The following is an 18,354-nucleotide window of genomic DNA, read 5'->3' as shown; positions in this document are numbered from 1 at the left end:
CCCGTCTCCACCAGACGGCGCACCTCCGAGTCGATCTTCTGCGCGGTCGCCTCCGACACGTTCTGCTGACGCCCCATCTGCATCCCCAGAAACACCTCGTCCTGGTTCTCGCCATAGGCCACCGTGCCAAGCTCAGGGCTGAACCCCCACTTGGTCACCATCATCCGCGCCAGACGCGTCGCCTGCTCAATGTCCGACTGCGCCCCCGACGTCACCTTCTCCTTGCCAAAAATCATCTCCTCGGCAATGCGCCCGCCCATCATGATCGCCAGACGCGACGTCATCTGCTCAAAGCTCATCGACAGCTTGTCGCGCTCCGGCAGCTGCATCACCATGCCCAGCGCCCGCCCGCGCGGAATGATCGTGGCCTTGTGCACCGGATCGGTCGCCGGCACGTTCAGCGCCACGATGGCATGGCCCGCCTCATGGTAGGCCGTCAGGCGCTTCTCGTCGTCGGTCATCACCAGGGTGCGCCGCTCGGCGCCCATCATCACCTTGTCCTTGGCGTCCTCGAACTCCTTCATGGTCACGATGCGCTTGCCGCGCCGCGCCGCCAGAAGCGCCGCCTCGTTGACCAGGTTCATCAGGTCAGCGCCCGAGAAGCCGGGCGTGCCGCGGGCAATCACCTTCAGGTCCACGTCGGGCGCCAGCGGCACCTTGCGCACGTGCACCCGCAGGATCTTCTCGCGACCGGTCACGTCCGGGTTGGGCACCACGATCTGGCGGTCGAAGCGGCCCGGGCGCAGAAGCGCCGGATCGAGCACGTCGGGCCGGTTGGTGGCGGCGATGATGATGATGCCCTCGTTGGCCTCAAAGCCGTCCATCTCGACAAGAAGCTGGTTGAGGGTCTGCTCGCGCTCGTCGTTGCCGCCGCCCAGGCCCGCGCCGCGATGGCGGCCGACCGCGTCGATCTCGTCGATGAAGATGATGCAGGGCGCGTTCTTCTTGGCCTGCTCGAACATGTCGCGCACGCGCGAGGCGCCCACGCCCACGAACATCTCGACGAAGTCGGAGCCGGAGATGGTGAAGAAGGGCACGTTGGCCTCGCCGGCGACCGCGCGGGCGGTGAGCGTCTTGCCGGTGCCGGGCGGGCCGACGAGGAGCACGCCGCGGGGGATGCGCCCGCCGAGGCGCTGGAACTTCTGCGGGTCGCGCAGGAACTCCACCACCTCCTGCAAGTCCTCCTTCGCCTCGTCAATCCCCGCAACATCGTCAAACGTGACGCGGCCATGGGCCTCGGTGAGGAGCTTCGCCTTCGACTTGCCGAACCCCATGGCGCGGCCTGCGCCATTCTGCATCTGCCGCGACAGGAACACCCAGGCGCCGATGAAGAGCGCGATGGGCAGGATGTTCATGAGAACGGCGATGAACCAGGGGGTCGAGTCGGATTGGGGACGGGCCGTGATCTGCACGCCCTTCTGCTGCAGCTTCGTGACCAGGTTGGGGTCGTTGGGCGCATAGGACGAGAAGTTGCGGCCGTCGGTATAGGTGCCGCTGATTTCCGGCCCCGAGATGATCACGCTCGTGATGCGGCCGGCCTCGGCGTCAGCCAGGAGTTGGCTATAGGCAATGTCGCTGCCTCCGCCTCGTTGGCCCGGGCTCTGGAAGAGGGTGACGAGCGCCAGGACCAGCAGGAAAATGACAACCCACAAGGCGAAGTTGCGGAAATTTGAATTCATCGTATCAGGTTCTGCCCCAGAGGGAGATGAAGCACGGGAAAGGCTGAGAAATCTCCCGCACGGCTAAACTCAATTTAGGCATACCAGTCTCCCTTGCCAAGGGAATGCGGCGTGTATGGGGCATCATCCAAACGTCTTGGCTAAGAGAATTGGCTAACGGCCGCGCGAGCGGGGCGGTTCCGGGCCGATGTCCAGGCGTCCTGACCGGTCGAGATGGAGAAGAGCCCCCGCGATCGTCAGGCGCAGCGCCTCCCCTGCCCCGATGGCCGCCTTGAGGCGCTCCAGGCAGGTTTCGAGCCGCTGAAGGCGATTGTTTTCAAAGCCTGCCCGGCCCAGGGCTTTCTCCAGAATCCTCAAGGAGATCTCGAAGGGCTCCTCGGCGAGGCAGGCGGCCTGGAAAGCGAATACCCCCTGCCCTGCCTCCGGCTTTGCCGCCTCCAGAGCCTGACGGGCCTTGATGTCCAGCGCCTCCTCGGCCTGGGCGGCCCGCTCGGCCAAGCGCGCCAGACGGTCGGCGGTGAGGCCTTCCTTCGCAAGATGCGGCATCAGCCCCCGCCACCGGACCCGGGCGAAACGCTCGTCGGCATTGGACGGATCGGTGACGAACCCCCAGCCGTTCCGCCGGCAGCGATCGAGCAGCGCCGCTTTCGGGCAGTCGAGAAGCGGCCTGACATGAAGGATGCCGTCCCGGTCCCTCTCCCGGCGCATGCCGGCCAGCCCCTTGAGGCCAGAGCCTTTGGAGAGGCGCATCAGGATCGTCTCCGCTTGGTCATCCTGGGTATGGGCGGTAACGAGATGGGAGGCTCCGGCCTCCCGGGCCTGCTGAACGAGAAGACGGTAGCGCGCCTCGCGCGCAGCTTCCTGCAATCCGGTTTCAGGCTTTTCGCCCGTCCAGGCGAGAATGCGGTGCGGGAAGCCCAAAGCGCCCGCTTCCCGGGCCACGAAGGCAGCTTCCTCCGCCGCCTCGGGGCGCAGGCCGTGATCCACGGTGGCGACGAGGATGGGAGGGCGCGGATTTGCCCCCCAGCGGACCAGGAGATGCATCAGGGCCATGGAATCCGGCCCACCGGAGACGGCGGCCAGGATGCCTGTGGCATGGCTCAAGCTGGAAAAGAGATGCTCCGGATCGTCTGTCCGGAGCGGATCGTCAGGCGAAGGAGCGGCCACGGTCCGGGTGCTCGACTGTCAGCCTCGTTAAGTGCATTTGTTGCGCTTCTGCTCGCGCTCGGACGCCTGACGCACATTGGCGGAGGCTTGCGGATACTTGCGGTCGAGCTCGGCGAAGACGGCGCAGGCCCGGTCGCGGGCGCCCAGGCTGTTGAGGGATACGCCGAGGCGCAGCATCGCATCGGGGGCCTTCGCAGCGGTCGGATAATCCGCGGAAATGTTCAGGAACTGCTCAGCCGCCTCCCGGTGACGGCCGCGCTGAAGATAGGTCTCGCCGAGCCAGAACGTGGCCTCGGGCACCAGCTGGTCGCGGGGATTGGACTGGAGAAAGCGGCGAAAGCCCATCTCGGCCTGATCGTAATCCCTCTGCGTGAAGGAGACATAGGCCGCATCGAAATCGGCCTTCGGATTGCCGGTGCCCGTGGCCGCCACGCTGGGGCCCGGACGCGCCGGGATCGCACCCTGGGGCATGGTCATGCCGTTGCCGGCAGCCCCGGGAGCCACCTGCCCATCCTCCTCGATCAGTTCGCCGATATCCGCGAACTGCTCCCCCTCGGCCAGAGGCTGCGAAGGAGGCGTGGAGCCCAGCGGGCGCGGCGCGCCCGGGGCATTGGGGTCCTGGGAGGGGTCGTAAACGTCGCTGCGGCGCTGCGGCGCCGACTGAGGCTGGGCCTGCGGCTGAGCAGGGCGCGGAGCGGGCGCGGCGGACGGCTTCGAGCCGCCGCGGCCCGAGCCTTCCTGGAAGCGGAACTCCACGTCCTCCTGGAACTTGCGGAGCTGTTCCTTGAGCTGGCGGTTCTCGAACTCGAGCTGCTCGAGCTGGCCGGACATCTGCCGCATCTGGTTCTCAAGCCGGTTGAGACGCACGATGGCATCGGCCGCATCCTGCGCAGCCGCAGGAAGGGCCAAGGCGAGGCTGAGGGCAAAAAAACTTAAGAAACGTCGAAACATGCTGGATACCGTTGAGGGTCTTTGCGGACCGTGCCGATAACACAAAAGCGCCGCCACGGCGATAATGTGGCGACGCTCCTGAGTTTCACATTTCAGTGCTTTGCGGGTTTAGGCGCCGGCTCCGCCGCCGAGCACGGTGACCGCGCGGCGGTTCTGCGACCAGCAGGAGATGTCGTTGCAGACAGCCACCGGACGCTCCTTGCCGTACGAAACCACGCGGAAGCGGTTGGCCGGAATGCCGCGCGAGATCAGGTAGTCACGCACGGTCTGGGCGCGGCGGGCCGAAAGCGAGAAGTTGTACTCGCGGGTGCCGCGCTCGTCCGCATGGCCTTCCAAGATGAAGGTGTAGTTCGGATAGCGCTGCAGCCACTGGGCCTGCTTGTCGAGGGTGGCCACGGCGGTCGGGGTGAGATCGGTCGAGTCGGTCTCGAAGAACACGCGGTCGCCCACGTTCACCACGAAATCCTGGGCGCTGCCGGGGGTCGCAGCGCCGCCGGCGCCGAAGCCAGATCCATCGGCCATGCCGTCTTTGTTGGAAGAACAGGCTGCCGCGCCGAGGGCGAGAACCATGGCGGCAGCGAATTTGACGGCGCGAAGCGACATCATTGGCAATACTCCTTACACACATACGTTTGCCGAACGTTGTGTCGGTTATATCGGGGTGATGGTTAAGGGAGGGTTCCGTCAACCTTGTTCTGCATTGCCCGGATTAAGGTGAATTATGGCCAAGTTGAGGAAGTTGCGCTTAAGGTTAACAGGATGTGAAGACGGTTCCTCGCCCCGCCGCCGCCCTATCTGTGGTCCAAATGCATGACTTGAGCGTTGAGAGATTATGAATCTCGTGACGAACCAGCCTGGACTGTCCGTTCAACCTTACCGCGCGGCCCTGGACGAGCTCCGCATGGAGCGCGCCTTCTCGCGCATTGCCGACAGCGACCTGCGCCTGGGCAATGCCGTCCGCCTGCTCAAGGATTCCAAGGAAAACTACCCGGTCTGGCTCGAAGCGATCCGGTCCGCCGAGCGCGTCATCCATTTCGAGAACTTCATCATCGCCAATGACGAAACCGGCCGGATGTTCGCGGAAGCGCTCATGGAGCGCGCCCGCGCCGGCGTGAAGGTGCGCGTGCTCTACGATTGGCTGGGCTCGTCCTTCCGCGCGCTTCCCGCCTTCTGGCGGCGCCTGCGCGAAGCGGGCGTGGAAGCCCGCGTCTTCAACCCGCCGCGCCTCACGGACCCGTTCTGGATCCGCCGCAACCATCGCAAGCTGATCACGGTGGATGGCCGCATCGGCTTCGTCTCGGGCCTGTGCATCTCCGACAGCTGGGAGGGCAGCAAGGAATCCGAGCCCTGGCGCGACACGGGCATTTCGGTCGAGGGCCCGATGGTGGCCGATCTCGATACGGCCTTCGCGGAAAGCTGGGTGCTCGCAGGCATGCGCCCGATCCCGCGATCCCAGCTTCCGCATGCCGACGAGATTCCGCATGCGGGCAATGTGGCGGCCCGGCTCATCAGCGGCGAGCCGGGCATGTTCCGCACCTATCGCGTCGACCAGTTCATCGCGGCGACCGCGCAGCGGAACCTGTGGCTGACGGATGCCTATTTCGTCGCCACCACATCCTATGTGCAGGCGCTGGGCGAAGCGGCGCGCGATGGCGTAGACGTGCGCCTGCTCGTGCCGGGATCGAGCGACGTTCCGGCGCTGCAGCCCATCGTGCGCGCGGGCTACCGCTCCCTCATCGAAGCGGGCATCCGGGTCTATGAGTGGAACGGCTCGATGCTGCACGCCAAGACCGCCGTGGTGGACGGACGCTGGGCGCGGGTGGGCTCCACCAATCTCAACTTCGCGAGCTGGGCCACCAACTGGGAGCTCGACGTCATCATCGAGGATGCAGGCTTCGCGGAAGCGATGGAGGCGATGTATCTCGAGGATCTCGCCAACGCCACCGAGATCGTGCCCGGCTGGCAGGCGCGGCGCAGGCGCGCGAAGAAAATGCGCTCCAAGCGCGGCCAGCGCATGAAGCGCGGCGGCGTGCGCAGGCTTGCCGCCGGCGCGCTGGCGCTGTCGAGCAGCATCGGCAAGGCGATGGGATCGCGCTCGCTCACCGCCACCGAAACCAGCAGCATCGCCATCATCGGTTTTGCGCTGCTGGCCCTTGCCGTGCTGATCACCTTCGTTCCCGCGATCATCGTCTCGCCGGTGGTGATCGGCCTCGTCTGGTTCGCTCTCGCCCTCCTCATCCGCGCGTTCCGCATCAAGCGCCGCGTGCGCCTCAGGCGCCGCAAGGTGGCGATCCGGCGCCGCCTGAGCAAAATCAGGGAAAAGGCTTCCGCTGAGAATTAAAGGAAACCGGTTGCCAAGCTCTGGCATTGGTAGGATGCTTTCCCTGTGAAGGGCTGTTCGAAGGAGACGACGATGGTTGCCGGTTCTTCCAATCCCTCCCAGGACGATCCTCTCTATCGGGCCGAATCCATGAGCGCGCTCCTCGCCCGCAACTGGTGGGCCGTGGCGCTTCGCGGCGTGTTCGCAGTCATCTTCGCGCTCCTCGCCTTCTTCTGGCCGGGCGCGACGCTCCTGTCCTTCGTGCTGTTCTTCTCGGCCTACATGCTGGTCGACGGCGTGTTCGGCATCGCCTCGGGCATCCGCGCGGCCGCGCGGCATGAGCGCTGGGGCCTTCTGATCCTGGAGGGCGTTCTCGACATCCTCGTCGGCATCATCGCCTTCATCATGCCGGGCCTCACGCTTGTGTTCTTCGTCACGCTGCTCGCGGTCTGGTCGCTGATCACCGGCATCCTCATGATCGTTGCCGCCTTCAAGCTGAATCCGGAATTCGGGCGCGGATGGATGATCTTCAGCGGCGCTGTCTCGGTTTTGTTCGGCGTGGCGCTTCTGATCGCGCCGCTCATCGGCGCCGTGGTGCTGACTTGGTGGCTCGGCGCCTACGCGCTGGTCTTCGGCATCTCGCTCATTATCCTCGCCTTCAAGCTGCGCAGCCGGAAGGACGAACTCACCGGCAACACGTCCTTGCGTGCTTAAGCCGACTTTCCTGCGTCATGGCCAGGCCGTCCCGGCCATTCCGATGTCTTTTCCTCTGTCCTCATCCTGAGGAGGCTGAGTGTGAGGAAGCCGGTGTGTTTGATCCGACAAAAGAAAAGGGGCGCTTGAAGCGCCCCTTGTTATCTTACTGCCGCGTCTCGCTGAGCAGCGGAGACCAGGTCGGGTCCGACGCGAAGGACGGGGTTGGCACGGGCTGCTCCACGCGGCCGGTGATGTCGACCATGTAGAGCTTGCCGCCGGACTGGCCGCCCGGATCGCGGAAGAACAGGATGTACTGGCCGTTGGGTGCCCAGACAGGACTCTCGTTGTGGAAGCCTTCCGTCAGGATGCGCTCGCCCGATCCGTCCGGCTTCATGATGCCGATGGCAAAGCCGCCGGAATGCTGCTTGGTGAAGGCGATGTAATCGCCGCGCGGCGACCATGCGGGCTGCGAATAGGAGCCGTCGCCGAACGAGATGCGGCGCTGGTTGGAGCCATCGGCGTTCATCGCGTAGATCTGCTGCCTGCCGCCGCGATCGCTTTCGAACACGATCTGCGAACCGTCAGGCGAGAAGGACGGCGACGTGTCGATGGCGCCCGTCGAGGTGAGGCGCGTGGTGGCCTGCGAGCCGAGGTTCATCATGTAGATGTTGGCGTTGCCGCCCTGCTGCAGGCTCATGACGATGCGCTGGCCGTCGGGCGCGAAGCGCGGGGACGACGTCATGTCGGGGAAGTTGCCGACGATCTGGCGGGCGCCGGTTTCGAGGTTGATCACCTGAACGCGCGGCTGCTGGCCTTCCGTCTGCGACATGTAGGTGATCTCCTGCGTCACTGGCGAGTAGCGCGGGGTGACGACGAGGTTTTCGCCTTGCGTCAGGTAGCGCACGTTCGCGCCGTCCTGGTCCATGATGGCAAGCCGCTTGCGGCGGTTCTCCTTCGGGCCGGATTCCTCGACGAACACGATGCGCGTATCGAAGAAGCCACCGAAGCCCGTGACCTTCGTGTAGACCGCATCGGAAATGATGTGGCCGACGCGGCGCCAGAAATTGGCGTCCGTCACGTATTGCTGACCCGCCAGCTGCTGTCCGGAATCGATGTCCCACAAGCGGAACTCGGCACGCAGGCGGCCCGACGGATCGCGCGTGACGCGGCCCGTCACGAGAGCCTGTGCGCCCGCCATCTTCCATGCGTCGAAGCGGGGTGCCGCGTCGAACGACGGACGCTCGGGAAAGCGCGACTTGTCGAGCGGCGCGAAATAGCCCGAGCGCTGCAGGTTGTTGGTGATGATGCCGGATACGCGCTGGCCGAGATCGCCCTCGCCCGAGAAATCGGCAATGGCAATCGGCATGGGCTGGAACTGCCCGCCCGGGCCGACGCGAAATGACAACTGCGCATGAGCCGCAGGAGCAAGCGCCGCCATCGGGACGACGATCGACAAAGCGATAAGAAGACGGGAGATGAGGCGAGTGATCATGGTGTCATGTCTCAAGCGTTTTTGGCTTTTTGATCAGGAAAGGTCGAACTGGACGTTCAGGATCTGCCAGTCCGAGTAAAACTGCATGTATTGGGTGGGAACCCGGTACGGAGCGCAGCGCCGCACGGCCCGCAAGGCGGCATCCGCCACGGCGCGGTCCGTGCTGGAGCTTCCGGCGCGCATGACGGTCGGTTCTCTCGAAAGCGAGCCATCCTGGTTGAGGCGAATATCGAGCATTGGCGGTGTTGAATCGCCTCCCGACGCGCTGATCGGCGCCGTATAGCAACGCGCGATCTGATCGCGGAGAAGGCCCATGAGCGCGTCGCGCTGGCTCGGGTTGAGCTTCGCAGCCGTGCCGGTCGCCGTGCCGAGCGAAGCGGTCTTCTGAACCTCCGCTCCGGTGGCGCCGCTGGAGCGGCTCTTGTCCTTGTTGTCGAGGAACTGCTTCAGGTCGCCCATGTCGAGCTTCTTGGCGACCTGAGCTTCCTTGCGCGCCTTCGCCTCGGCTTCAGCCTTCGCTTTTGCTTCCGCAACCTTCTTGGCTTCCGCTTCGGCCTTTGCCTTGGCTTCGGCTTCCGCCTTCGCTTTGGCCTTTGCTTCCGCGACGCGCTTGGCCTCGGCTTCGGCCTCCGCTTTCGCCTTGGCCTCAGCGCGCGCCTTGGCTTCGGCTTCAGCCTTGGCCTGCTCGGTGGCCTTCGCCTTTTCGATGGCTTCCGCTTCTGCCTTCTCGATGGCCTGTCTCTCGGCTTCGGCCTTGGCTTCCGCCTGAGCCTTCGCGGCGGCTTCTGCCTTTGCGGCCGCCTCGGCCTTGGCCTGCTCCTGGGCCTTGGCGGCGGCAGCAGCGGCTGCGGCCTCCTCCTCGGCGACCTTCATGTCCTCGGGACGCTTCGGTGGGGCGGGCGCATTGGTCTTGTCCTCGCCGGGCGCGTTCTGCTCGACCTTGTCGGCAATGCGGTCCGCGCGCGGCTTGGGCGTCGGCTGAACGGATTTGGCATCCGTCTCGCCCTTGGTGATCTGCGAGAACTGGTTGTCCGTGATGATCTCGACGGGGATGCCTTCCTGCGCTTCGGGGAAGGTGGAGGCAAAAGGCAGTCCGACCAGGGCAGCCGTCAACACCGCCGCATGCGCGACGCCGGAAACCCAGAAGCCCGGTTCGGAGGGGTTGAAATGATCCTTCAACGCCACGTTTCTATGCCCCTTGCGTTCAATCGCTTTATTGCTGCGCCACCTCGGTCACGAGCGCGACGCGCTTGTAGCCGGCGGTCGTCACGATGGACATGATCTGGGCGACACGCCCGTAATCCACTTTCTTGTCGCCGCGCACGAAGACGCGCTCGTCGAAGCCCGATTTCGACACTTCGGCAAGCTTGCCGACGATGGCTTCATCGGTCAGCTCGTCCTCGCCGAGGAACACCTGTCCCGTCGCCTTGATGGAGAGCGTGACGGGCTTCGCATCGGAGTTCAGAGGCGCGGCCTTCGTCTGCGGCAAATCGAGCGGCACGCCGGCCGTCATCATGGGCGCCGCCACCATGAAGATGATGAGCAGCACCAGCATGACGTCGATGAACGGCGTCATGTTGATTTCGTTGATCGCGCCGCCGCGCTTTCCGCGCCTGCGGCGACGTCCGCCTCCTGCCGCGCCTGCCATGATAGCCATGCCTTACCTTCTCCTGCTCAAGCCGCCTTCGACGTGTGCGCGAGGCGCTCGTCGATCTGGCGGGAGAGGATGGCGGAGAACTCGTCGGCGAAACCTTCGAGCCGCGATTGCAGCTTGCCGACCTCGCTTTGCAGCTTGTTGTAGGCGAGCACCGCGGGAATGGCCGCGAAGAGGCCGATGGCCGTGGCGAACAGCGCCTCCGCGATGCCGGGAGCCACGACTGCAAGGCTCGTGTTCTTGGAGGCCGCGATCGAGGTGAACGAGTTCATGATGCCCACCACCGTGCCGAAGAGGCCGATATACGGACCGGCCGAGCCGATGGAGGCCAGGATCATCAGGCGGGAATCGAGGCGCTCCACCTCGCGCTGGATGGTGACGTCGAGAACCTTGTCGATGCGCTGCGAGAGGCTCTGGAACGAGCGGGCCGAGCCCTCGAAAGAGCGCTTCCACTCGCGCATGGCAGCGACGAACACGGCGGCGAGGCCCGTAGCCGGTCGGCTCTGGAGCGAGCGGAACAGCTCCTCCAGGGACTGTCCGGACCAGAACACGTCCTCGAAACGGTCCATGGCGCGCTTGGTGCGCGCATAAAGCAGGGTCTTGTCGATGATGATGGCCCAGCACCACACGGAAGCGGCGAGCAACCCGATCATCACGAGCTTGACGATGAAGTGCGCCTGCCAGAACAGGCCAAAAAAGGACAGGTCGTGCGCCACGGGAGCGGCCTGGGCCACATCAGCCGGATTCATAGGTTTCGTCCTCGCTCTTCGAGCAGCCTTTGGGAGGAGCCCAAGGCCCCCGCAACAGGGTCTAGGAAAATCTTGTTTCTGTTACCCTGCTCGTTCGCCCGTGAATCTGTCGAAAATAAGGGCGCGACGCTCAGGACAGCCCATGATGTCCAGACCAGTTGTCTTTTAAGCACAGAGTAAGGTTAAGGCTTGGTTTAAGAGGAGCTAAGCCGTTCAGGAATCAGCCCTGTTGCCCGCAAAAGTCCTGGCTGGCATGCGCTGGCAGCAGGTCGAGATACCTGCCCTTACGGCAAGGCTGCGCCTTGCCAAGCGACCTCAGCAGACTTCCGTGTTTCCTGAAAGCGCTACCCGCAGATTGTCGGGTATGCGCACCGCGCGCCCGTCGCGCACGGCGGCCACCATCACGTCGGCGCGCACGAGCACCTCTTCGCCCCGGCGGACTTCCTGCTCCAGGGTCATGGACGCGCCGCGCATCTCCTTCGAGCGCGTGACGACGGTGAGAATGTCGTCCATCACGGCCGCACCGAGGAAATCGATCGTCATCTTGCGGACGACGAAGGCAAGGCCGCCCATCTCCGCGTGAAGATCGGATTGCGCGACTTCCACCGCGCGCAGAATCTCCGTGCGTCCGCGTTCAAGAAAGCGAAGATAGCTGGCGTGATAGACGCGCGCGGAAAAGTCCGTGTCCTCGTAATAGACGCGGATCGGCAGCACATGCGCGCCCTCCTGCATGATGCCGGAGAGGTGAGGCCAGCGATCACCCTCCCCTTGAGGGGGAGGGTCGGAGCGCGTGAGCGATCCGGGGTGGGGTGACGGCGCGACATTTACCAACGAGGAGTTTCCCACCCCCTCCCGCGCCTGCGGCGCGACCTCCCCCCTCGAGGGGGAGGTATTGGCGTCGCGCTTCTCACTCATCCCCGTCTCCGTTGAACAGTCCGAACTGCGCGGTGGTCTCGCGCGTGGGTTCGGGCATGCCGAGATGCTTGAAGGCGTGCGGCGTGAGGATGCGGCCGCGCGGGGTGCGCTGTACGAAGCCCTTCTGGATCAGATAGGGCTCGATGATGTCCTCGATGGCGTCGCGCGGCTCGGAGAGCGCGGCTGCGATGGTCTCGATGCCGACAGGGCCGCCGCCGAAGGACGTGGCGATCATGGTGAGATATTTGCGGTCCATCAGGTCGAGGCCGATGGGATCGACATCGAGCAGGCGCAGCGAGCGGTCGGCGAGTTCGCGCGTGACGGTCTCCGCATTCTCGACGATGGCGAAGTCGCGCACGCGGCGCAGCAGGCGGCCTGCGATGCGTGGCGTGCCGCGCGCGCGTCGGGCGATTTCGTTCGCGCCCTCCTCGCTCATGTTCAGCCCCATCACGCGCGCGCCGCGGCGCACGATGAGTTCAAGCTCTTCCACGGTGTAGAATTCGAGACGGATCGGAATGCCGAAGCGGTCGCGCAACGGCGTGGTCAGCAAACCCGCGCGGGTGGTGGCGCCGACGAGCGTGAATTTCGGCAGCTCGATCTTCACCGAGCGCGCGGCGGGGCCTTCGCCGATGATGAGGTCGAGCTGGTAATCCTCCATGGCGGGATAGAGGATTTCCTCCACGGCAGGATTGAGGCGGTGGATCTCGTCGATGAAGAGCACGTCGCGCTCTTCGAGGTTGGTGAGCTGGGCCGCGAGGTCGCCGGCCTTGGCGATGACGGGGCCGGACGTCGAGCGGAAGTTCACGCCGAGTTCACGCGCCACGATCTGCGCCAGCGTCGTCTTGCCGAGGCCGGGGGGGCCGACGAAGAGCACGTGGTCGAGCGCATCGCCCCGCGTCTTGGCGGCGTTGATGAAAACCTGAAGGTTGGCGCGCGCGGCGGCCTGGCCCGTGAAGTCGCCGAGCGACAACGGCCGGATCGACGCATCGACATCGTCCTCGCGCTTTTCGGGGCTGAGCAGGCGGCGTGAATCGGTCAAAGAGGCTTACCTTCCAAAGGCTTCATATAGGCGCTGGAACCCTAATACGCCATTCTTAACAGGATCAAAACAGGAACGTCGATAGGCGGTAGGGCCTATCGCGCCAGTTCCCTCAACCCCAGCCTGATCAACGTCTTCGCCTCGGCTTCCTCGCCCGCCTGCTTCATGGCGGCGGCGACTGCTGCTGAGGCCTGCACTTGCGGATAGCCGAGATTGACCAGCGCCGAGATGGCATCCGCCACCGGGGCGGGAGCGCTCCTGTCGTCGATCGCGTCGGTGAGGCGGATGAGGGCCGGGTCGACGGCGGCGAAGGCGGGGGCCTTGTCCTTGAGCTCGGAGACGATGCGCTGCGCCAGCTTGGGGCCGACGCCGGGGGCGCGGCCGACGGAGGCCTTGTCGCCCGTGGCGATGGCGGTTGCGACGCTGCCGGGATCGAGCACGGAGAGGATGCCGAGCGCCACCTTGGAGCCCACGCCCTGCACGCTCTGGAGCAGGCGGAACCATTCGCGCTCCTGATCCGACTTGAAGCCGAAGAGGCGGATCATGTCCTCGCGCACATGGGTTTCGATGGCGAGCACCGCCGCCTCACCGATGGGCGGGAGGTTCTGGAGCGTGCGGGAGGAGCAATGGACCACGTAGCCGACCCCATGCACGTCGATGATGACGAAATCCTCGCCGTAGGAATCCACCACGCCTTTGAGTTTGCCGATCACTGAATCTCTGCTCCTCATCGTCATCCCGAGGCTGCCAGCAGAGCCCGGGACTGTGCGCAGGATAAAACACTGTTTCCCCTGAAAGGGAAGCCTTTGGTCGCGCTTTGTTCTCGCCACGATCCCGGATCTTCGCTTCGCTCCGTCCGGGATGACACCTTTTTCGATGCGTTCAGTAGCTCGCCGCCAAAGCGCGGGCCTTGCGCTGGTGGGCATGAGCGATGGCGATGGCCAGCGCGTCGGCGGCGTCGGCCTTCTTGAAGTCGGCCTTGGGCAGCAGGATCTTGACCATCGCCTGAACCTGGTTCTTGTCGGCATGTCCCACGCCGACCACGGTCTTCTTCACCTGGTTCGCGCCGTATTCGGCGACAGGCAGGTTGTGGAGAGCGGGCACCAGCAGCGACATGGCGCGGGCCTGGCCGAGCTTGAGGGTGGCCTGGGCGTCCTTGTTGACGAAGGTCTCTTCCACCGAAACCTCGTCGGGCGTCCAGGTGCGGATGACCTCCGTCAGCCGGTCGTGGAGCTGCTTGAGGCGCAGGGCCAGTTCGAGATCGCCGTCCGACGTCACGACCCCGCAGGCGACGAAGGAGAGCTTCGTCCCCTCGACGGTGATGACGCCCCAGCCCGTGTTGCGCAGGCCGGGATCGAGGCCGAGGATGCGGACGCGTTCAGTCATAAGCCTTACCTCAACCTCAATCCGAGGAGCAGCCGCTGGGCTGCGTCTCGAAGGAGGATCCAGAGTATGCTGGAGGCGCCTCACCCCGAGATGGACCTGACGGTCCTCCTCGGGGTGAGGCTCCCGAACAATCAGCCCGTCATCTTCTGCATGAGGGCCTCGGACAGCTCGAAATTGCCGTAGACGTTCTGCACGTCGTCGTGCTCTTCCAGCGATTCCATGAGCTTCATGAGCTTTTCGCCGGTCTCGTCGTCGACGGCGACGGGGGTCTGGGGCTTCCAGACCAGCTTGGAGGCCTTGGGCTCCCCGAACTTGTCCTCGAGCGCCTTGGTCACCTCGTTGAGAGCGGTCTGCTCGCAATAGATCTCGTGGCCGTTCTCGGTCGACACCACGTCCTCGGCGCCGGCCTCGATGGCGGCTTCCAGCATGGAATCGGCGTCAGCGACGTCGGCGCCGAACTCCACATAGCCCACGCGATCGAACATGAAGGAGACCGCGCCGGTCTCAGCCAGGTTGCCGCCGCTCTTGGTGAAATAGGAGCGGATGTCGGATGCCGTGCGGTTGCGGTTGTCGGTCATCGCCTCGACGATGATGGCGGCGCCGCCGGGGCCGTAGCCCTCGTAGCGGATCTCGTCGTAGTTCTCGCCGTCATTGCCCGACGCCTTGTTGATGGCGCGCTGGATGTTGTCCTTGGGCATGTTCTCGGCGCGGGCGGCGAGGATCGCGGCGCGCAGGCGCGGGTTCATGTTGGGATCGGGCATGCCCATCTTGGCCGCCACGGTGATTTCGCGGGCGAGCTTGGAGAACACCTTGGAGCGTACGGCATCCGCCTTGCCCTTGCGGTGCATGATGTTCTTGAACTGTGAATGTCCGGCCATCGGGGTCTCCGGGAAGCGGCCGAGAGCGGCCCCGGCGGGCGCTCTTCAGGCGCATGATGTTGACGATGAAGGGCTTATAAGGCGGCGAAGGGCTCCAGGCCAAGCCCCTTGCGTACAATGCTTCAATCTTAGAAGCCGAGCCAGGACGGAATATTGGCCATGGCGGCCATGATCAGATGGTACGAGGCGCCCAGCACCGTCGCCGTATAGGCCAGTCCCGCAAGGCCGATGAGATAGCCGATGATCAGCAGGTAACCGTCCTCCTCCATTACCGCGATGGAGGCGACGACGAGGGCGATGGACGGCGGGAAATTGGTGCCGGGGAAGGGAATGAGCACCGAGAGGGCCACCAAGAAGGCAAACAGCCCGACCATGCGGTCGCCGAGGGGGCCGAACAGCAGGGGCAATCTCGGCTTGCAATAGCCTTCGAGCTTCTGGAGCCTGGGCTCGGCAATGTCGATCAGGCGCTTGAACTTCGACACCGACACGGTTCGCCTCAGGATGAAGCCGGGGAGCCAGGGCCGCTTGTGGCCCAGCATCATCTGGATGCCGAAGATCAGGACCGGCGTGCCCACGATACCGGCAATGCCGGGGGGAGCCGGGACGCAATTCGGCAGGGAGAACAGGATCAGCACGAAGCCGAAGGCGCGCTCGCCGAAGGCCTCGATGATCTCGCCGATGGAGATCGTCTCGCCCTTGGCGTCCTCGATCACGGCGCGCAGAACGGCGGAAGCACTTTGATGCTCATGCGCCTGATGAAACTCGCTGTCCTCGCGATAAGGGTGTCGTCTGGCGCTGGCCGGCTCTGACTTGGCGTCCACCTGTGTCCTCCGTTGCGCGAAGATGGGGATGGAACGGGGCGAGGTAAAGGGCAAAGCCGAGTCTGTTCTCTCCCCCGCAAGGGGGAACTGCGATCAATCCCAGAACCGGGGCCAAGTCTCTTCCAGGTTCGGCCCGAGCCGTACCGCGGCCACGCGCACCGCAAGGCCGGTCCGGTCGTCGGTTTCGACCGCGATGCCGGAGAGGGTGCCCTCGCCGAGGCCGGGCTCCATGCGGGCGCCGGGGGTCTTCTGGATGAAGCGGCGGATCGATTCTTCCTTCTGCATGCCGAGCACGGAATCGTAATCGCCGCACATGCCCGCGTCCGACATGTAGGCGGTGCCGCCGGGCAGCACCCGGTGATCGGCGGTGGGCACATGGGTGTGGGTACCGACCACGAGGCTCGCCCGCCCGTCGAGATAATGGCCCATCGCCTCCTTCTCGCTGGTGGCCTCTGCATGGACATCCACGATGATGGCATCCGCCACCTGCCCCAGGGGGCAATCCTCCAGCGCCTGATCGACGGCGGCGAAGGGATCGTCGAGGGGGTCCATGTAGAGGCGGCCCATCACCTGCACCACGAGAACGCGGGCGCCGGAACGGGTGTCGATGAGGTTCGCGCCGCGCCCCGGCGTGCCGGGCGGATAATTCATGGGGCGGATGAGCCTCGGTTGGCGCTCGATGAACACGAGGGTCTCGCGCTGATCCCAGGAATGGTTGCCGAGGGTGACGGCATCCGCGCCTGCGTTCAGGATCTCGTCGCAGATCGCCTCGGTGATGCCGAAGCCGCCTGCCGAATTCTCGCCGTTGATCACCACGCAATCGAGGTTCCAGCGCTCGCGAAGCCCAGGCAGCCGCTCGATCACGGCATTGCGGCCGGGCCGCCCGACGATGTCACCGAGGAAGAGAAGGCGCATGATGGTCCCTTAGACAGGCTTGGTCCGAATAAGCTCGGTTTCCGTGATGACGATATCGAGCAAGCGGTCATGCTCCTCGACCGGCACCAGCTCGATCTCCTGAACCGCATATGCGAGGCCAATGGTCAAGGTGGGGTGCTGCGCTTCCAGCGCCGCGATGGCCCTGTCGAAGTGCCCTTTGCCGTAGCCGATGCGCCCTCCCCTGCGGTCGAAGGCGACAAGGGGCACGATCAGGCATTTCGGAAAAACCTCGGGCGCGTCGGGGCCGGGCTCGCGCACGCCGAAGCCGCCTTTGACCAGCACGTCGCCCGGCTGCCAGAGGCGCCAGCTCAGGTGGGGGTGAAGGATCTGGGAGAGGGCCACATCCTGCCCGCGCTCAAGCAGCGCCTCCATGAGCGGGCGCGGATCGACCTCGCTGCGGATCGGCCAATAGCCGCCGACCGGGGTGACGTCATGAAGGTCGGAAAGGCCGAGAGCCTGGGCCGTGATGGCCCGGGCTGCCTCCTCGCGAAACGCCTTGTCGAGCCCGTCGCGGCGAGCGAGCGCTTCCTGGCGGAGCTGCTCTTTCAAGATAGGAGGAGGTGAGGAATGCATGAAGTGCGGAGCCACAAAAGCCGTCGGAGAAGCGATCCCGGGAACCTACAAAGTAGGTGGGCGCCATATGTTCCGGTCCAGGGACCGGGCAGGGACAGCTCCCGTTGGGATCGATAAGGCCCCGGGGAATATGAACTCCTAACGCGCCCCGCAGCCCCGCCTTTTCTATGTAGGGAGAATGAGGGCCGGTTGAAAGGGGAAAAGTGAGCCCAGGCGCATGTTCTTCGGCGGCTCAGGAAAAGGCCTCTACCCCCAATGGATTAAGTAGCCGACCCCGTACTCTTACGGATAGCCCCGGCTTCACGCCGATGAGAAGTTCCGGTTAAGGAACCCCCACAAAACATGCAGGGCCGGAGGAAACATGGCTTTACCCAAGCGGAACGACCTCAGCATCGACTCCATGGTGCGGGAGGTGCTTCACAGGCTCGGCGACATCGACGTCGCGTATGAGATCAAGCTCTATCAGGTTGAAGACAGCACTGCCGACCAGGAGCTGAAGAGCCACATCAAGAGAAAGATCAGGGCTGCCCATCATGAGCGGCGGGAGCCCTATGTGGAGCTGCTGACCACGCTCCGGCAACGCCAGCACCGTACATCCCTGCAGGCCTAAGCGGCTTTGTTATCGGCGACCGCCGGCAAGGAGACCTTCGGAGACGTTCATGGATCGATGAGAGGAGAAGCGGCAGCCGTTCGCAAGGAACGGCTTTCGTGCTTCAGGCGTCGGCCCTGGGCGCTCCGTTGAGGCTTCGCGCCAGCTCCTCGATCCGCTCGGCGGCCTTGTGAACCCCCTCGGCCAGCTGCAGCTCGATCAGCCGGACACGCTCGTCGCCCGGCGATCCGCCGGATCTGATCTGGGCGAGTTCCGCCTCCACAACCGCCAGCCGCTCCTTTGCCTCATGCAATTCGTCGGCCTGGATCATGGCCGCCATGACGTAAAGGCGCAGATCGCCGATGTCGCCGAAAGCCCCCCGCATCTCGTTGATCTTGGCATCGTAGGAAGCGGCGAGCCGCTCCACATGCGCCTCGTCGCCCTCCGCGCAGGCGATGCGGTAGGATTGGCCCGCAATGGTGACCGTGACCTGTGCCATTCCAGCGCCC

At 64.9% G+C, this 18,354-nt stretch carries 20 protein-coding genes and 1 other RNA gene; 3 read left to right on the top strand and 18 right to left on the bottom strand.

All coding sequences use genetic code 11. From position 1 onward, the window contains the following. From ftsH to pal, 4 genes are all read right to left on the bottom strand, one after another. A partial coding sequence (gene ftsH, locus BLP10_RS17840; RefSeq protein WP_091137615.1) for an ATP-dependent zinc metalloprotease FtsH occupies positions 1-1,679 on the bottom strand: 1,679 nt, incomplete at its 3' end. A 153-nt stretch (positions 1,680-1,832) separates the two neighbouring features. Next, on the bottom strand, positions 1,833-2,846 hold the full coding sequence (gene tilS / locus BLP10_RS17835) for a tRNA lysidine(34) synthetase TilS (protein WP_244510648.1): 1,014 nt from the start codon (positions 2,844-2,846) through the stop codon (positions 1,833-1,835). Positions 2,847-2,873: 27 nt separating this feature from the next. After that, positions 2,874-3,797 carry a tol-pal system protein YbgF gene (gene ybgF, locus BLP10_RS17830; RefSeq protein ID WP_091137612.1) on the bottom strand — a complete coding sequence of 308 codons (924 nt, stop codon included), beginning with the start codon at positions 3,795-3,797 and terminating at the stop codon, positions 2,874-2,876. Positions 3,798-3,905: 108 nt separating this feature from the next. Beyond that, positions 3,906-4,403 carry a peptidoglycan-associated lipoprotein Pal gene (gene pal / locus BLP10_RS17825; RefSeq protein ID WP_091137610.1) on the bottom strand — a complete coding sequence of 166 codons (498 nt, stop codon included), beginning with the start codon at positions 4,401-4,403 and terminating at the stop codon, positions 3,906-3,908. Between the two features lie 226 nt (positions 4,404-4,629). Here pal and BLP10_RS17820 point away from each other — a divergent pair, with 226 nt between their 5' ends. Together BLP10_RS17820 and BLP10_RS17815 are read left to right on the top strand one after the other, a co-directional pair. Beyond that, positions 4,630-6,138 (top strand): phospholipase D-like domain-containing protein, encoded by a 1,509-nt coding sequence (locus BLP10_RS17820; protein WP_091137607.1) that lies wholly within the window; start codon positions 4,630-4,632, stop codon positions 6,136-6,138. A 72-nt stretch (positions 6,139-6,210) separates the two neighbouring features. Continuing rightward, the gene (locus BLP10_RS17815; RefSeq protein ID WP_091137604.1) at positions 6,211-6,831 is read left to right on the top strand and encodes an HdeD family acid-resistance protein; all 621 of its coding nucleotides are present in this window, start codon (positions 6,211-6,213) and stop codon (positions 6,829-6,831) included. Between the two features lie 145 nt (positions 6,832-6,976). Here BLP10_RS17815 and tolB read toward each other — a convergent pair whose 3' ends face one another. From tolB to ssrS, 13 genes are all read right to left on the bottom strand, one after another. After that, positions 6,977-8,305 carry a Tol-Pal system beta propeller repeat protein TolB gene (gene tolB, locus BLP10_RS17810; protein WP_091137602.1) on the bottom strand — a complete coding sequence of 443 codons (1,329 nt, stop codon included), beginning with the start codon at positions 8,303-8,305 and terminating at the stop codon, positions 6,977-6,979. A gap of 33 nt (positions 8,306-8,338) precedes the next feature. After that, the gene (tolA, locus tag BLP10_RS17805) at positions 8,339-9,490 is read right to left on the bottom strand and encodes a cell envelope integrity protein TolA (protein ID WP_483127769.1); all 1,152 of its coding nucleotides are present in this window, start codon (positions 9,488-9,490) and stop codon (positions 8,339-8,341) included. A gap of 28 nt (positions 9,491-9,518) precedes the next feature. After that, complete coding sequence (locus BLP10_RS17800; RefSeq protein WP_091137594.1) at positions 9,519-9,962, bottom strand: ExbD/TolR family protein; 444 nt, start codon at positions 9,960-9,962, stop codon at positions 9,519-9,521. A gap of 17 nt (positions 9,963-9,979) precedes the next feature. Then, the gene (gene tolQ / locus BLP10_RS17795; RefSeq protein WP_091137591.1) at positions 9,980-10,708 is read right to left on the bottom strand and encodes a protein TolQ; all 729 of its coding nucleotides are present in this window, start codon (positions 10,706-10,708) and stop codon (positions 9,980-9,982) included. Positions 10,709-11,023: 315 nt separating this feature from the next. After that, positions 11,024-11,440: a tol-pal system-associated acyl-CoA thioesterase gene (ybgC, locus tag BLP10_RS17790; RefSeq protein WP_091137588.1), complete on the bottom strand. Its 417-nt coding sequence runs from the start codon at positions 11,438-11,440 to the stop codon at positions 11,024-11,026. Positions 11,441-11,615: 175 nt separating this feature from the next. Further along, positions 11,616-12,662 (bottom strand): Holliday junction branch migration DNA helicase RuvB, encoded by a 1,047-nt coding sequence (ruvB, locus tag BLP10_RS17785; protein ID WP_091137586.1) that lies wholly within the window; start codon positions 12,660-12,662, stop codon positions 11,616-11,618. A 95-nt stretch (positions 12,663-12,757) separates the two neighbouring features. Continuing rightward, positions 12,758-13,375 carry a Holliday junction branch migration protein RuvA gene (ruvA, locus tag BLP10_RS17780; protein WP_091137584.1) on the bottom strand — a complete coding sequence of 206 codons (618 nt, stop codon included), beginning with the start codon at positions 13,373-13,375 and terminating at the stop codon, positions 12,758-12,760. A 169-nt stretch (positions 13,376-13,544) separates the two neighbouring features. Next, complete coding sequence (ruvC, locus tag BLP10_RS17775) at positions 13,545-14,048, bottom strand: crossover junction endodeoxyribonuclease RuvC (protein WP_091137582.1); 504 nt, start codon at positions 14,046-14,048, stop codon at positions 13,545-13,547. Between the two features lie 131 nt (positions 14,049-14,179). Beyond that, positions 14,180-14,926, bottom strand: a complete 747-nt coding sequence (locus tag BLP10_RS17770; protein WP_091137580.1) for a YebC/PmpR family DNA-binding transcriptional regulator — start codon at positions 14,924-14,926, stop codon at positions 14,180-14,182. Positions 14,927-15,054: 128 nt separating this feature from the next. Continuing rightward, positions 15,055-15,747, bottom strand: coding sequence for an exopolysaccharide biosynthesis protein (locus tag BLP10_RS17765; protein WP_175493958.1), 693 nt, complete (start codon positions 15,745-15,747; stop codon positions 15,055-15,057). A 93-nt stretch (positions 15,748-15,840) separates the two neighbouring features. Beyond that, complete coding sequence (locus tag BLP10_RS17760) at positions 15,841-16,662, bottom strand: TIGR00282 family metallophosphoesterase (protein ID WP_091137575.1); 822 nt, start codon at positions 16,660-16,662, stop codon at positions 15,841-15,843. A 9-nt stretch (positions 16,663-16,671) separates the two neighbouring features. Continuing rightward, positions 16,672-17,256: a 5-formyltetrahydrofolate cyclo-ligase gene (locus tag BLP10_RS17755; protein WP_091137573.1), complete on the bottom strand. Its 585-nt coding sequence runs from the start codon at positions 17,254-17,256 to the stop codon at positions 16,672-16,674. A gap of 4 nt (positions 17,257-17,260) precedes the next feature. Continuing rightward, positions 17,261-17,416, bottom strand: a non-coding RNA gene (gene ssrS, locus BLP10_RS17750) — 6S RNA. A 201-nt stretch (positions 17,417-17,617) separates the two neighbouring features. Here ssrS and BLP10_RS17745 point away from each other — a divergent pair. Next, entirely contained in the window at positions 17,618-17,866 is a 249-nt protein-coding gene (locus BLP10_RS17745) for a hypothetical protein (protein ID WP_091137570.1), read from the top strand. A gap of 103 nt (positions 17,867-17,969) precedes the next feature. Here BLP10_RS17745 and BLP10_RS17740 read toward each other — a convergent pair whose 3' ends face one another. Continuing rightward, complete coding sequence (locus BLP10_RS17740) at positions 17,970-18,344, bottom strand: cell division protein ZapA (RefSeq protein WP_091137568.1); 375 nt, start codon at positions 18,342-18,344, stop codon at positions 17,970-17,972. Between the last annotated feature and the right edge of the window lie 10 nt (positions 18,345-18,354).

The organism is Microvirga guangxiensis, from assembly GCF_900102135.1.
Lineage (GTDB): Bacteria > Pseudomonadota > Alphaproteobacteria > Rhizobiales > Beijerinckiaceae > Microvirga > Microvirga guangxiensis.
The sequence above is the reverse complement of the archived record's forward strand: the minus strand, read 5'-3'. Positions and strand labels throughout refer to the sequence as shown.